General features: G+C 63.4%; 12 protein-coding genes and 2 pseudogenes. 11 read left to right on the plus strand and 3 right to left on the minus strand.

The features are described 5' to 3' along the window. Positions 1-84: 84 nt before the first annotated feature. Complete coding sequence (locus ACVWW3_RS10260; protein ID WP_456672458.1) at positions 85-1,887, minus strand: ATP-binding protein; 1,803 nt, start codon at positions 1,885-1,887, stop codon at positions 85-87. 415 nt (positions 1,888-2,302) lie between these two features. Then, positions 2,303-2,803: pseudogene (locus ACVWW3_RS10265) on the minus strand (winged helix-turn-helix domain-containing protein); the annotation flags it as partial. Here ACVWW3_RS10265 and ACVWW3_RS10270 point away from each other — a divergent pair. Next, complete coding sequence (locus ACVWW3_RS10270; protein WP_456672459.1) at positions 2,711-3,052, plus strand: hypothetical protein; 342 nt, start codon at positions 2,711-2,713, stop codon at positions 3,050-3,052. The pseudogene ACVWW3_RS10265 and the gene ACVWW3_RS10270 sit on opposite strands and share 93 nt — an antisense overlap. A 106-nt stretch (positions 3,053-3,158) precedes the next feature. Here the strand turns inward: ACVWW3_RS10270 and ACVWW3_RS10275 are convergent, their stop codons facing one another. Beyond that, on the minus strand, positions 3,159-4,052 hold the full coding sequence (locus ACVWW3_RS10275) for an SDR family NAD(P)-dependent oxidoreductase (RefSeq protein ID WP_456650136.1): 894 nt from the start codon (positions 4,050-4,052) through the stop codon (positions 3,159-3,161). A 358-nt stretch (positions 4,053-4,410) separates the two neighbouring features. Between ACVWW3_RS10275 and ACVWW3_RS10280 the strand changes: the two genes are divergently transcribed. From ACVWW3_RS10280 to ACVWW3_RS10325, 10 genes and pseudogenes are all read left to right on the plus strand, one after another. Continuing rightward, on the plus strand, positions 4,411-5,466 hold the full coding sequence (locus ACVWW3_RS10280) for a catalase family peroxidase (RefSeq protein ID WP_456652029.1): 1,056 nt from the start codon (positions 4,411-4,413) through the stop codon (positions 5,464-5,466). Beyond that, complete coding sequence (locus tag ACVWW3_RS10285; RefSeq protein ID WP_456650135.1) at positions 5,463-6,026, plus strand: cytochrome b; 564 nt, start codon at positions 5,463-5,465, stop codon at positions 6,024-6,026. Before ACVWW3_RS10280 ends, ACVWW3_RS10285 begins: the two co-directional genes overlap by 4 nt. 63 nt (positions 6,027-6,089) lie before the next feature. Beyond that, positions 6,090-6,590 carry a Dps family protein gene (locus tag ACVWW3_RS10290; protein ID WP_456650134.1) on the plus strand — a complete coding sequence of 167 codons (501 nt, stop codon included), beginning with the start codon at positions 6,090-6,092 and terminating at the stop codon, positions 6,588-6,590. 250 nt (positions 6,591-6,840) lie between these two features. Beyond that, entirely contained in the window at positions 6,841-7,440 is a 600-nt protein-coding gene (locus ACVWW3_RS10295; RefSeq protein WP_456650133.1) for an HdeD family acid-resistance protein, read from the plus strand. 3 nt (positions 7,441-7,443) lie between these two features. Beyond that, positions 7,444-8,280, plus strand: coding sequence for a formate dehydrogenase accessory sulfurtransferase FdhD (gene fdhD, locus ACVWW3_RS10300; RefSeq protein ID WP_456650132.1), 837 nt, complete (start codon positions 7,444-7,446; stop codon positions 8,278-8,280). 91 nt (positions 8,281-8,371) lie between these two features. Beyond that, positions 8,372-8,968 carry a YoaK family protein gene (locus tag ACVWW3_RS10305; RefSeq protein WP_456650131.1) on the plus strand — a complete coding sequence of 199 codons (597 nt, stop codon included), beginning with the start codon at positions 8,372-8,374 and terminating at the stop codon, positions 8,966-8,968. Positions 8,969-9,147: 179 nt separating this feature from the next. Continuing rightward, entirely contained in the window at positions 9,148-10,584 is a 1,437-nt protein-coding gene (gene fumC, locus ACVWW3_RS10310; protein ID WP_456650130.1) for a class II fumarate hydratase, read from the plus strand. Between the two features lie 73 nt (positions 10,585-10,657). Beyond that, positions 10,658-11,062, plus strand: coding sequence for a cupin domain-containing protein (locus ACVWW3_RS10315; RefSeq protein ID WP_247445598.1), 405 nt, complete (start codon positions 10,658-10,660; stop codon positions 11,060-11,062). A gap of 42 nt (positions 11,063-11,104) precedes the next feature. After that, positions 11,105-12,646 carry a malate dehydrogenase (quinone) gene (mqo, locus tag ACVWW3_RS10320; RefSeq protein ID WP_456671948.1) on the plus strand — a complete coding sequence of 514 codons (1,542 nt, stop codon included), beginning with the start codon at positions 11,105-11,107 and terminating at the stop codon, positions 12,644-12,646. A gap of 19 nt (positions 12,647-12,665) precedes the next feature. After that, positions 12,666-14,076: pseudogene (locus ACVWW3_RS10325) on the plus strand (cytochrome ubiquinol oxidase subunit I). Position 14,077 lies beyond the last annotated feature (1 nt).

Genomic DNA, 14,077 nt, shown 5'->3' on the forward strand with positions numbered 1-14,077 from the left:
GACGTCTCATTGCATGCGCAGCGGGGACCGGCAGCCCGCACGAGTCGTTCGAGACTGCACCCCACTATCGCGATTGCACGGCGGTCATTTGGCCGCAAACGAGCACGAGCGTGGCGGGCTCAGCTCGGCAAGCAAGCCCCTTGCCGTCACGAGGCTGCGTGTCTGGAATCCCTCGGTAAACTGCTGATAGACGGACGCAAGCATATCGTGCGCCTGCTGGTGCCGCCCGCCTCGCTGCCATAATCTCGCGAGCGCAATCGCCGCGCGAAGCTCATAGCCCAGCGCTCCCTGATGGCGGGCGATGTCGAGCGCTTGCACGAGGCTCAGCTCGGCTTGCGAAAAATCCGGATTACTCTTGTGCATCAGCGCTTCCGCTCTTGTGCGCAACATGTCGGGCATGTCCATCATGAAGTTGCAGCGCCGGGACTGGGCGATCGCCTGATCAATGGTGTCCAGAGCTTCGTCGCCATGACCTGTCGCCACCAGGGCTTCGGCGAGAGGCATGCGAAGCCCTGCCACCGCACCGAAACTCAGGCTCTGCAGCTTCTCGATCGAACCTTTCAACATCGCGAGCCCGATGCCGGTCTCGCTCCCAGCCAGCAGCGTAATCCCCTTCATGGCCTCGCCTACCATCTGGAGGATGGCGAGGTTGTGCCTTCGAGCCTCCACGATGAATCTGTCGATATGGTCTTCGCAATCCTCCGTTTCGCCATTCCAGAAGAAGACGCCGAATGCCCATGGCAGTGCCCGGCAGAACATCACCGGATGGTTCGCTGCTATGACGTCCGAGATGGCGCGGCGCACCATTTGCGTCGCCTGATCCGAATGTCCCTGAAGCCAGAGGACGCGTGCAAGGGTGATCTGAGCGCGTTTGGGATATTCGAGCGTAAGTCTGCTAGGGACGTCCCCACCCAGGTCCGGATGCAGCAACGCCGATTCGATGTATGAGCGAGAGGCTGCGAACTTTCCGAGATATTGGCAGGAGATGCTGAGCAACACGCGCATGCGCGCCACCGCAATGGAATCGTTGCTGGCGAGAGCAATGGCTTCGCCGCGTTTGGCAGTGCCCAATGCCTCATCATACTTGCCGACGAACAATTGCAGCAAATGCAACTGATCGATCAGGCGGATCTGCCCTTGTATGTCGCCGATCGTTTCCGTCAGCTCGATCGCCCGGTGGAGGTGATTTGCGCCCAATTCATCCAGCTGTCCCGTGAGCATGCGGGCGGCCACAAGCGTAGCGTGAAGGACGAGGCCCTGCTTGATGTTTCCATTGGTCTCATCGAGTGCTTCGATGGCGCGGGTGACCCAGAACTCGCATTCTGCCAGGAGCGACAGCTTGAAGAATAGCGGTACTGACGCCGCGGCGAGGGCCACGCCGGCTCTGCGGTCTCCCTGATCGGAGAAGCACCACGTCAGCGCGGCACGGACGTTGCCAAATTCCTCGGCAGCCGCCGAGAGGTCTCGGTTCGCTTCGCCGCCGATCTTTTCAAGGAGGCCGTGAAAGTAGCAGGTGTGACGTCGCGAGATCGCGCCGGCGTCCCCGCTGGCGGCAAGTTTCTCTTGCGCGTATGCCCGGGTCGAGTCCGCAAGGCGGTAGCGGGCCGGTTGCGAGCCGATGTTCAGTGCGAGCATCGACTTGGCGATGAGGCTGTCGATGATCGCCAGGATCGTGTCGTCGTCCTCCGTGGTCGCGGCAATCGACCGCGCGGCATCCAGGGTCATGCTGCCGACGAACACTGACAGCCGACCGAGGATCACGCGTTCCGATACGCTTAGTAGATTGTAGCTCCATTCGATGGTTGCGCGCAGCGTCCGGTGTCGGGGCAGTGCGGTGCGCCGTCCCTCCCATAGCAGATTGAGGTGCTGGTCGAGGAGCTGGACCATCGCTCTCGCGCCGTATACGCCCACATGGGCGGCGGTGAGCTCGATGGCGAGCGGGATGCCGTCGAGCCGGCGGCAAAGGTTGCCCAACGTCGGAGGCGTTCGCATCCGACAGCGCGAACTCGCCGCCTCCCGCAGTCGCGCGCTCGACGAAGAGTTTCACGGAAGCATAGGCGAGGGCGTTCGCGGCCGTCAGAACGGCCCTCTCCGGCGGGCTCGGCAGCGGCGGGAGACGGTATGTGAATTCGCCTTCGACGCGCAGCAGCTCCCGGCTCGTGGCCAGGATCTGCAGCTCCGGCGCTGCCTGGTAGAGCCGCTCGGCAAGCACCGCCGCTGCCTCGATGACGGGCTCGCAGCAATCCAGAATGAGCAGCATGCGCCTGTTGCGCAGGAATGCCGCGAGGTTGCTCGTGGGATCATTCGATCGGATCAGCAGCCCAAGTGAAGATGCGACGATTGCCGGCACCGGAGCGGCGTTGCCGGTCTTGCCGAGATCGACGAAGTGGACATGACCGGTGAATTCATCGAGCAGGGCGTGGCCTGCGGAAACGACAACCGTGGTCTTGCCGATGCCGCCCGGGCCGACGACGGTGACGAAGCGTTGAGCTCTCAGTTTTTCTGAGATGTCCTGGATGGCTTGCTCGCGCCCTACCATCTGCCGGGGAGGCGCCGGCAGGTTGTGGACGTAAACCGGGTCGGTCGGTGCAGATTGCCTCTGTTCCGGGTGCGAGACCGCAGCGACGAAGCAGTAGCCTTGCCCGGAGACCGTGCTCAGATACCTGACGCCGTCGTTGCCGTCTCCGAGTGCCTTGCGGAGTGCGGCGACATGGACACGCAGGATGTTTTCCTCGACTTCAGTGCCTGGCCACGCCTTGGCGATCAGATCCGTCTTGCTGACGACGTTGCCGGCCTGCCGCACCAGGGCGAGCAGGATGTCGAATGCGCGACCCGACAGTTGCAGCGGGCCTCCGTCTCTTTCAATCAGCCGCTGCGATGGGTCGAGGCGAAACGGCCCGAAGACGAAGATCTCCCGGGAGGCTTCGTCCTGAGCGCAGCGGTCAGCGGGGGTCATCACGTTGTTGCTTTGCCAGCGGGGGCCATTTGGGGATATCAACCCGGCGCACGATTCGTCACGTTCTATGACTTGGAAGCACACCAAGACGTGTGAACGTGGTGGCCCGCGAAAGGTAACATCCGGCAGTTTCAGGGTAAAGGATCAGAGCCTATCACTTTCGTCTGGGGCTCGAAGTGACTCCTGAATCTTTCGGGACGTCCTATCCGATGAATGTCGGCTTGAGAATGTCTTCCAGTCCGATGCGGCGGAGCAGTTCCGCGCGGGCGCTGTCGGCGACGGCGTCGACGGTTGCGGCTCCGTCGTCGTCCGGACCGAAATGAGCGCGTAGCGGACGCTGTCCGAATGGCATGTCGACGACATCGGCTATGGCGGTCGCGACGTCTTGGGGAGTTCGATCCTTCGCCGAGAGCTGCGCAAGCGCCGATAACGCGACCTCGCTCAAATCGGCCGTCGGACCATCCGCGTATTCCTCGGCCCGAACGGTGTCCAGTGGCCGGCCGGAGCGAATGTAGTGGCCGGGTCCGAGCGCGCTGGGGACGACGATGGTCGTCTCGACGCCCCAACGCGCGAGCTCGCCGGCATAACCGAGCGCCAGCGCGTCAAGGGCGGCCTTTGACGAAGCATAGGCGCCGAGGAAAGGAACCGAGCCGCCACGCGCGCTGCTCGACGAGACCCATATCAGCAGGCCTTGGCCCTGCTTGCGCAACTGTGGCAATGCGGCCCGATTGAGCCGTTGCGCATTCAGCACGTTGGTGTCGTAGAGCTCGGCAAGCTGGTCCGGTGTAAAGGCCTCCGCCGGTCCGTAGAGGACTTGGCGGGCGTTGTGCACGATCACATCGAGGCGGTTGTTCTCGGCGACGATGGCATCGATGGCCGAGTTTACGGAGGCTTCCGAAGAGAAGTCGAACGCGATGGTTCGGAGATCCCCGCCGTGCTTGCCGGCCTCGGCTTCCGGCCCCGCGACGCCGTGCTCATCGTGGCCATCCGTTTCCCGCATTGAAATGTAGACCGTGTGGCCGGCCTGGGCCAATTTCTTGCAGGTGCTTCGTCCGATGCTGTTCGCAGCTCCCGTGACGATGATCACTTTGCTCATTCGAACCCCAATTGCATTCCACCTCCCGCAAAGACGCCAGCGCCGTCGCGACAGGTCGTCGCTCGGCAATCGACCGCTGGCCTTGCGCGAAGAGCCTCAGAAATACGGCCGGGCGCAAGACGGGTCTTTCGAGCCCGGCGGCTAATTTTCAGATCGCACGAAATATTTCGAAAAAGCCCGAAGGCGGGACAGGACGGGCCTCCCGCTGGCCGGACAACCCTGAACGTGCCTTCGCGAAATTCGCGTTGGGTTTCAGAAGATCGTGGCCGCGGCCGCCGGCTACAAGGAACCTGAGCCGCTCGATGGAACGGACCGTGGGGGCGGTCTGCAGGGAGCTCGCCCATTGCAAGGAGAAGCGATGAATCATTCAGGCAAGCTACCGCGTTCGGGACTCGGATCGCTGGTGTTGATTGCGGTTGTCCTCGGAGGTGGCGCCGCCGCGTTCGTCTACACCGCAGGCTGGCTCTCGCCCGGGCGCTTGACGCCGGAGCGGATGATCGCGGCGCTGACGCCCCCGAGCGGCGCGCCGCTCGGGCACCGGCGAAATCATGCGAAGGGGATCTGCTTCACCGGCATCTTCGAGGCGAACGGAGACGGTGTGGAGCTCTCGCGGGCCAGGGTCTTTGAACGGGGCACCTATCCGGCTCTGGGGCGCTTCAATCTCGGCACCACCGATCCGAACGCCGTGGATGCAACTGTCCGCGTGCGCGGCTTGGGATTGCAGATTGCAGCGGCGGACGGCGAAGAGTGGCGGATGGCGATGATCAACCCGCCGTTCTTTGCAGTGTCCACGCCGCAGGCCTTTCACGACCTGCTGATTGCATCCGGCAAGAAGGATCCGGAGGCGATGAAGATTTTCATCCAGGCAAATCCGGAATTCGCCGCCTTCGCGGCCTGGGCCAAGACGGCGCCTTGGACCGCCAGTTATGCGGAAGAGCCTTACCACGGGCTCAACAGCTTCATCTTCACGGACGCGAAGGGCGGCGAGCATGCAGTTCGGTGGTCGCTGCTGCCGACGGCACAGATCGTTCCGGTTTCGCAAGCTGAGCTGGAAACGCACGGTCCGAATTTTCTCGAGCGGGAGATAACGGAGCGGGTCCGGACCGCCGGCGCGCCACGCTGGACCATGGTCACGACGGTCGCCGATCCCGGCGATCCGACCGCGGACCCGAGCAAGGCCTGGCCGGAGAACCGCCGCACGGTGAAGGTCGGAACGCTCATCGCGCAGCGGATCGAGCCGGAGCAGGATGGGCCTTGCCGCGACATCAACTTCGACCCGACCGTGCTGCCGCGGGGAATCCGGGTGTCGGACGATCCTTTCCCGGCTGCGCGCTCGTCGGTCTACCGCAAGTCCTACGATTTACGCGCGGCCGAAGCCCGCGACTATCCCCGAACCGAGGCGGCCAAGCCATGAGCAACGCTCCGCATCGTTTTGCCCCGATCCAGCGGCTACTGCACTGGCTGATGGCAGCCTGTATCATCGCGATGCTCTTCATCGGTGTCGGCATGGTGTCCAGCGTGGCGCCGAAATACCTGCCCCTCATCCTGATCCACAAGACCCTCGGCGTCACGCTTCTGATCCTCGTTGTGATCAGGCTGGGCCTGCGGCTCCATTACGGCGCGCCGCCGTTGCCGGCAGATCTTCCGCCGACGATCAAGCAGGGAGCGCGATTGTCGCATCTGGGCCTCTATGGCTTCATGATCGTCATGCCGCTGCTGGGTCTCGGCATGCTCTGGGCCGCGGCCTATCCGGTCCTCCTGTACGGCGGGATTCAAATTCCGGCGTTGCTGCCGCAGAGCGATCGCGCGCATACGCTGCTGTGGAATGCTCATTTTTATCTGGGCTTCGCGTTCTTTGCCCTCGTGCTGCTGCATCTGGCGGCAGCGCTGTTCCACGCTTTGGTTCGCCGCGACGGCGTGTTCGGGACGATCTCACTCTTTCCGCTGCGGAACAGGACGACGCCGGCAGAATGAGCGCTTTGCGTGCCGACGAAATGCGCAGCTCGAGTTTCTCAACCTCCAACAAGGATGACGACAATGACAAAGGCAGACCTGCAAAGCCCGACGGATCTCGGCGCCAATGCGAACCGTGACGTTCCTGCCGCGCTGCGAGCGCTGCTGGCGGATGTCTTCGCGCTGTACATGAAGACCAAGAATTTTCACTGGCACGTGTCGGGCAGGCACTTCCGCGACTATCATCTGCTGCTCGACGAGCAGGCCGAGCAGATCTTTGCCATGACCGACGATATTGCCGAGCGGGGCCGCAAGATCGGTGGAACGACGTTGCGCTCGATCGGCCAGATCGCGCGCGAGCAGCGCATTCTCGACAACGACGCCGATTACGTCGATCCGCAGGACATGCTGGCCGAGCTGCGGAGCGACAACCAACAGTTGACACGGGAAATGCGCCGGGTCCACGAGCTCTGCGACGAATACGGCGACGTCGCGACTGCAAGCCTGCTGGAAAACTGGATCGACGAGACGGAGCGGCGGATCTGGTTCCTGTACGAGACCGGCCGAGGCGGGCCGAAGTCGTAAGCACTGGGTATATCATGCGGCCGGAAAGCGCCGGCCGATCGTTGCGGCGGCGCGGAAGCGAGGGAGACCCTCGCTTCCGCGTGTTGGTGGTTGATTGTCTTCGAATTGATCGAACAGGCGGGCGCGCCGGGCCAGCATCGTGCGGATGAAACAATGTCGCTGCATCCGCGAAAGATGACTGGACGCAGATATCTATACGCTTGACCGCATCTATGACCGGCAGGCCGGTCATACGTACAAGGATCACGCCATGACGGATATGTCGAACTCGAAAGCGTCGCTCGGAAGGGCCATTCACGCAATCGCCGGAAAGTGGGGCTGGTTCGTTGCGCTGGGGGGCGGTGAACTGATCCTTGGCGGCATTGCGTCGGCCAATCTGATGGCGGCGAGCCTCGCCTCCGTGCTCGTCATTGGCGCCACGATGGCAGTCGCCGGGATCTCCCAGATCGTACATGCCTTTTCGGTGCACGGCCTGCGTGGCTTCCTGTGCTGGCTGCTCGCCGGAATCGTCTATGCCGCTGCCGGAGCCGTCATCCTCTACGATCCGCCGCTGGCCTCGTTCTCGCTGTCGCTCGTAATGTGCGCTTTCCTGGTCGCTGCCGGGGTGACGCGGATCTGGGCAGGCTTCCATATACGGCCGGCTGCAGGCTGGCGCTGGATCGTGGCTGCCGGCGTTGTGACGTTCTGCGTCGGCGTGATACTGGTTGCGGTCTGGCCTGCCATTGGCCTCTGGCTGCTCGGTGCGATGCTGGTCGTCGATCTGGTCTTCCAAGGTTGGGGTTTCATTGCATTCGGGCTCGCGCTCCGGAGCCGGGCCTCGCGGCATTCGGCCGAGCCGGCGACGGTGTGAGCCATGATGACAGGTTCGACATTCACGCGGCACCGGGAGATCGCCTGGCGCGGCGGCCGCACGACATCGACGTCGCGATTGGTGGCCGAGGAGAGCGCCATCGCGCTCACCTATAACGGATCGACCCATGCCGTGATGATGGGGACGCCGGCCGATCTGGAGGACTTTGGTGTCGGCTTCAGCCTCACCGAGGCCATCGTCGATCGTGCGAGCCAGATCAGGAGCATCGAGCTGATCTCGAACGAGCTCGGCATGGAAGTGCGGATGTGGCTCGATGGCGACCGCGCGGCGGCCCTGGCCGCTCGCCGGCGCGCCATCAGCGGACCGGTCGGGTGCGGGTTATGCGGCATCGAAAGCCTCGAACAGGCGCGTCGCACTCCGTCGCGGGTCGGGGGTCCGGGCATTGCCTTTCACGCGCGGGACCTGCTGAATGCCATGCAGGCGCTGTCTCCTCTCCAGACGTTGAATCAACAGACGAGGTCCGTTCACGCAGCAGCCTTCTGGCATCCGGGCACCGGCATTACCTTGGTCAGGGAGGATGTCGGCCGGCACAACGCGCTCGACAAGCTCGCCGGTGCAATGGTCCGCGACGGCAACTCGGCCCGCGACGGCGCCGTGCTGCTGACGAGCCGCGTTTCAGTGGAAATGGTGCAGAAGGCCGCGATGATGGGCGTGCCAGTCGTTGTCGCCGTTTCCGCGCCGACCGCGCTCGCCATCCAGACCGCGAACGAGGCGGGGATCACGCTTCTCGCCGTCGCCCGTGATGACGGATACGGCGTCTTCACGCATCCGCGCCGCGTTCTGCTGCCTGACGAGGCCGTGCCGGGCGCCGGCCGCTGATATCCGCCGACCGGCGAACATGGTGATGCAAGCCGTAACAACGGAGCCTTTGGCCGGGACACGCGTCGAGATTCACGCTCCGGAACGATCGTTGCTGGTTGCCTCTCTGCTCTGCATGTCGGGAGGCTTCCTTGACGCTTTTACGTGGCTCTCGCTCGGCGTCTTCGCGAACTCGCGGACCGGCAATGTCGTCTTCCTCGGAGTCTTTGCCCAGTCCGGACAATGGCAGCGCGCGCTCCATCATCTCCTTCCGCTGGCTGCCTTCATCCTGGGAGCGCTGGTGGCGGCCCGCAGCCGGGCGGCGCGACGCTGCCTCGTCGGAGAGATCGTCTGCCTGGCGGCGGCGATGCTGATGCTTCATCGCGTTCCTGATGAGATCGTGATCCTTATCATCTCCTTTGGCGTCGCGCTGCAATCGGCGAGTTTTAGAGAGGTCGGCCGCTGGAAGTATCTCTCGGTGACCATTACTGGGAACATGCTCCGCGCCATCGATCAATTCGTTGCGGCGTCCGATCGCGATGCGGAGCGCGGCGCCGGAACCATGCTTGCGCTCTGCCTGATGTCCCTGCTCGGGGCCGCCGTCGGTGGTTGCGTAACGAAATGGCTGGGAACATGGAGCCTCGCTCTGCCGATCGCGTCGTCGGCATGGGTTCTCTGGCTGTGCCGGTATCCAAGCCATCCGCACTGAAGCCTTGCCAACATTTCTAGCCTTCGTTCGCAGGGCTCGCTTGCTGCAGGCCGAGGCGCCCACCATGCCATTCGGCAAAAGCACGTTCGTTCGCGGAAGCGTGCTCACCGTGCCGTTCGTACACTTTCGATCAGTACCGCCAAGGTACTTTCCGACATCAACTGCCACGAGAGGCAAGGATGAACGACCTCCGCAAAGAGACAGACAGCCTGGGTGAAGTGAACGTTCCCGCGAACAAGCTCTGGGGTGCGCAGACGCAGCGTTCGCTGGAGCATTTCAGCATCGGCCGGGACCTGATGCCGCGCGAAATGATCCAGTCCTACGCGATCCTGAAGAAGGCGGCGGCGAACGCGAATTATGCCGGCGGTCGTCTCGACGGCAAGATCCACAAGCTGATCGTCCACGTCTGCGACGAGATTCTCGCGGGCCAGCATCACGACATGTTTCCCCTTCACGTCTGGATGACGGGCAGCGGAACGCAGTTCAACATGAACGTGAACGAGGTGATCTCGAATCGATGCTGCCAGATCGCGGGCACCGCGCTCGGCAGCAAGCTGCCGGTTCATCCGAACGACCACGTCAACATGTCGCAATCGTCGAACGACAGCTTTCCTTCGGCCATGTACATCGCGGCCGCGCTGAACGTGACGGAGCGCCTCGTTCCCTCAGTCGAGGCTCTGCATGACGCGATCGCGGCAAAGTCGAGCCAGTGGGACGACATTGTCAAGATCGGCCGAACCCACATGCAGGACGCCACTCCGCTGACGCTCGGTCAGGAGTGGTCCGGCTACGCCGTCATGCTCGCTGACAATCTGGCGCGTATCGACGACACGCTCAAGGGTGTCTACCGTCTCGCGCTGGGTGGCACGGCCGTTGGCACCGGGATCAACGCCGCGCCGGGTTTTGCAGAGGCCGTCGCCGCCGAGATCGCGCGCTTGACGGGCCTGCCCTTCGTCAGCGCGCCGAACAAGTTCGCAGTGCAGGGCGCGCACGACGCGCTGGTGCAGCTTTCCGGTACGCTGCGCACGCTCGCCGGCTCGCTCTACAAGATCGCAAACGACATCCGCCTGTTGTCCTGCGGTCCGCGCGCGGGCTTTGCCGAACTGACGATACCCGAGAACGAGCCCGGCTCGTCGATCATGCCGGGCAAGGTCAATCCGACGCAGGCTGAGGCGCTGACCATGATCGCCGTGCAGGTGATGGCGAACGACGTCGCCGTCGGGTTCGGCGGTGCCGGAGGCTTTTTGCAGATGAACGTCTACAAGCCGCTGATCATCCACAACATCGCGCAGTCCATCACCATTCTCACCGACGGCTGCACGAATTTCCGCACCTTCCTCGTCGAAGGTACCGAGCCGAACCGCAAGAAGATCCAGGAGTATGTCGAGAGGTCGCTGATGCTCGTGACGGCACTGGCTCCGGTGATCGGCTACGACAAGGCGTCGCGGATCGCGCATTACGCGATGGACAACGATCTCACGCTGAAGTCGGCGGCGCTGAAGCTCGGCTTCGTGACCGAGCCGGAGTTCGACCGCATCGTGGATCCCGCCAAGATGGTTAAGCCCTACGTTGCCGAGATCAAGGTGCCGCTGGCGATCGGCGCGAAAGCCGTTTGAAGGGAGCAAGAGCCATGATCCGGCGCGCACAATCTCGCTCGGGCAAAGCAGCAACAATGCAAGGAGAGACACAATGATCCGCTGTGTGCGTCTATGGACCGGCAAGGATAACAACTCGCATTTCGAGGACGGCTTTCTCGAGCTGGAGCCGGGCCAGCGTGGCGACTTCCTGACCGGCAAGATCGATGCCGTCAGCATCTCCTTCCAGGAGACGGAATCAGGCGGGGCCTTCGCCTGGCACACTGCGCCGATCCGGCAGCTCGTGATCACGCTGAGCGGTACACTCGATTTCCAGACGCGTGACGGCCACCACTTCCTGATCCACCCTGGCAACGTCCTGCTGGCCGAAGATACCGCAGGCTCCGGGCACAGCTGGAAATTGACCGACGATTCGTCCTGGCGCCGTGCCTACGTGATCCTGCGGCCGGGAGCGGACGTGCCGTTCCGCGCCAAAGCGCGGCAATCGGCGCGGGCCTGATCGAACCATCTGGAACAGCAATAGCCAACGAAGGAAAGAGCCATGTCAACAGCTTCCGACCGCGAAACCGACGTCGTCCTCATTGGCGCCGGCATCATGAGCGCGACCCTCGGTGTCTTTCTCAAGGAGCTCGAACCCTCGCTGTCGATCCAGACGTTCGAGATCCTCGGGGATTGCGCGCGGGAAAGCTCCGACTCCTGGAACAATGCCGGTACCGGCCATGCGGCAAACTGCGAGATGAACTACACGCCGCAGCGGCCCGACGGCAGCGTCGACATCTCCAAGGCGCTCCAGGTCAACGTCGAGTTCGATCTGTCCCGACAGTTCTGGTCCTACCTGATCGGGCGGGGAGCGATCGTGGATCCCAGGTCCTTCATTCATCCGGTGCCACACATGAGTTTTGTGCACCGCGGGGCGGAGAACGTCGCGTTTCTCCGAAAGCGGTTCAAGGCGATGTCGGCCCATCATTGCTATGAGAGCATGGAGCATACCGAGGATCCCAGTCAGATCGCCGAATGGACGCCGCTGGTGATGGACGGAAGGAGTGGCGACGAACCGGTTGCCGCAACGCGGATCACCACCGGTACCGACGTCGATTACGGCGCGCTGACGCATCTGCTGATCGGGCATCTTGTCAGTCAGCCGGGCTGCACGGTCCACTACAACAGCTGTGTCACCGGTCTTGACCGGGAGCAGGGCGGCCGGTGGCGGATCGAGGTACGGGACACCGCGAGCGGCGAGACGCGTTCGGTTCGCGCGAAATTCGTCTTCATCGGTGCCGGCGGCGGTGCGCTGCCGCTGCTGGAGAAATCCGGTATCCCGGAAGGACGCGGCTATGGCGGTTTTCCGGTCAGTGGGATCTGGCTGCGCTGCGATGATCCGGAGATCAACAAGCGACATCATGCCAAGGTCTACGGCAAGGCCGCGGTCGGATCCCCGCCGATGTCGGTGCCGCACCTCGACACGCGCGTGATCGGCGGCAAGCACTCGTTGCTGTTCGGCCCCTATGCGGGCTTCTCGAGCAAGTTCCTCAAGCACGGCTCGTTGCTGGATCTCTTCGAGTCCATTCGTCCCGCCAACGTCAAGCCGCTGCTTTCGGTGGCGCGGGACAATTTCGATCTCACCGAATATCTGGTCGGGCAGGTGCTGCAATCCGAGGGACACCGGCTCGCGGCGCTCGACGAATATTTCCCCAAGGCCGACCCGAAGGACTGGAGGCTGCAGGTCGCGGGCCAGCGCGTCCAGATCATCAAGCCCGATGTCAAGCGCGGCGGTCTGCTCGAGTTCGGGACCGAGCTCGTCGGCGCGAACGATCATTCTCTGGTCGCCCTTCTCGGCGCCTCGCCGGGTGCCTCCACCGCCGCCTTCATCGCGATCAGCGTGCTGGAGAAGTGCTTTGCCGGCGAGCTGACGGCGAGCGCCTGGCTGCCGAAGCTCAAGCAGATCGTCCCGTCCTATGGCGTGTCGCTGATCGACGACGCGGATTTCTGCCGCCAGATTCGCGCGGCGACGGCGGAGGTCCTCAAGGTCGACAACATTCCGCAGCCGGCGGCACGCGCGCCAATGGCCGCGAATCGGGCGTGAGCGAACGGGAGACTATCCGATGGATCCGACGGCACTCCTCCTGTCGCGGCTGCAATTCGCCTTCACCATCTCGTTCCACATCATCTTTCCGGCATTCACGATCGGGCTTGCCGCCTGGCTCACCGTGCTGGAAGCGATGCACCAGTCCAGTGGCAAGCCCGTCTACCGGACCCTGTTCGAGTTCTGGCTGAAGATCTTCGGCGCGGCATTCGGCATGGGCGTCGTATCGGGCGTGGTGATGGCGTTTCAGTTCGGGACGAACTGGAGCGTGCTCTCGAAGATGTCGGGTCCGATCCAGGGCCCGCTTCTGTCCTATGAAACATTCACCGCCTTCATGCTGGAGGCGGGCTTCTTTGGCATCCTTATCTTCGGTCGTCCCCGGGTGGCGCCGTGGTTCTACCTGTTCTCGACCGCGATGGTCGCGCTCGGAACCGCGCTGTCGGCTTTCTGGATCATGGTCAACAACAGCTGGATGCAGGTGCCGACCGGCTACGTCCTGCAGAACGGCCAGTTCGTGCCTGATGACTGGGCGCAGATCATCTTCAATCGCGTGGTCTGGGTCCGATTTCCGCACATGCTGCTCGCGTCCTACCTGACCGGCGCGTTCTGCGTGGCGGCGACCGGCGCGTGGTATCTGCTGCGGCGGACCTATCGCGCCGAGGCGCACGTGATGCTGCGGATGGGCCTTGCGCTCGCGGCGGTGCTGCTGCCGGCCCAGCTCTTCATCGGGCATCTCGTCGGCGACTATGTCCACGACTACCAGCCGGCCAAGTTCGCCGCGATCGAGGCACGCTGGCATGACGAGCAGCCGGCCTCGGAGGTGCTGATCGCAATTCCCGATCCGAGCACTGAATCGAACAAATACGCGATTTCGATTCCCGTGCTCGGGAGCATCATCGGCAGCATGAGCCTGACGTCGAAGGAGGTCGGCCTGACCAGCTTCGCGCCGCAAGACCGGCCGCCGGTGGCGATCCCGTTCTTCGCTTTCCGCATCATGGTCGGCTGCGGTTTCGTGATGCTAGGGCTGGCCTGGCTCGGGACCTGGCTCGGCCTCAAGCATCGGCTCGATCGGAGCCGCCTGCTGCTGTGGGGCATCTTCCTCAGCTTCCCACTGCCCTGGATCGCGATCCTCACTGGCTGGTACACTGCGGAAGTGGGGCGCCAGCCGTGGACTATCTACGGCGTATTGCGCACTGCGGACGCCGTGACGCCGTTCCTGACCGCGTCGGCTGCGATGGCTTCCCTGATCCTGTTCGTCGCGGTCTACGCCTTCATCTTCTCGTTCGGGACGTATTACATCTATCGGCTGCTGCGTGCCGGCCCGGCGGGGACTCGGCGGCAAGCCACTCCACGTTCCCGTGCCCAATCGGCCGATGTCGCTCGCCGATCAGGTGCCGGCCGCGCGCAGCTATCTCGAGGCGAGAGAATAGC

It is taken from the genome of Bradyrhizobium sp. LM2.9 (assembly GCF_054056555.1).

Bases quoted from the DNA above. Each gene is read 5' to 3' on its own strand.
- ACVWW3_RS10275 (WP_456650136.1), bottom strand. From the start codon at position 4,052: ATGAGCAAAGTGATCATCGTCACGGGAGCTGCGAACAGCATCGGACGA.
- ACVWW3_RS10280 (WP_456652029.1), top strand. From the start codon at position 4,411: ATGAATCATTCAGGCAAGCTACCGCGTTCGGGACTCGGATCGCTGGTG.
- ACVWW3_RS10260 (WP_456672458.1), bottom strand. From the start codon at position 1,887: ATGGTCCAGCTCCTCGACCAGCACCTCAATCTGCTATGGGAGGGACGG.
- fumC (WP_456650130.1), top strand. From the start codon at position 9,148: ATGAACGACCTCCGCAAAGAGACAGACAGCCTGGGTGAAGTGAACGTT.
- ACVWW3_RS10295 (WP_456650133.1), top strand. From the start codon at position 6,841: ATGACGGATATGTCGAACTCGAAAGCGTCGCTCGGAAGGGCCATTCAC.
- mqo (WP_456671948.1), top strand. From the start codon at position 11,105: ATGTCAACAGCTTCCGACCGCGAAACCGACGTCGTCCTCATTGGCGCC.
- ACVWW3_RS10290 (WP_456650134.1), top strand. From the start codon at position 6,090: ATGACAAAGGCAGACCTGCAAAGCCCGACGGATCTCGGCGCCAATGCG.
- fdhD (WP_456650132.1), top strand. From the start codon at position 7,444: ATGATGACAGGTTCGACATTCACGCGGCACCGGGAGATCGCCTGGCGC.
- ACVWW3_RS10285 (WP_456650135.1), top strand. From the start codon at position 5,463: ATGAGCAACGCTCCGCATCGTTTTGCCCCGATCCAGCGGCTACTGCAC.
- ACVWW3_RS10270 (WP_456672459.1), top strand. From the start codon at position 2,711: ATGGACACGCAGGATGTTTTCCTCGACTTCAGTGCCTGGCCACGCCTT.
- ACVWW3_RS10315 (WP_247445598.1), top strand. From the start codon at position 10,658: ATGATCCGCTGTGTGCGTCTATGGACCGGCAAGGATAACAACTCGCAT.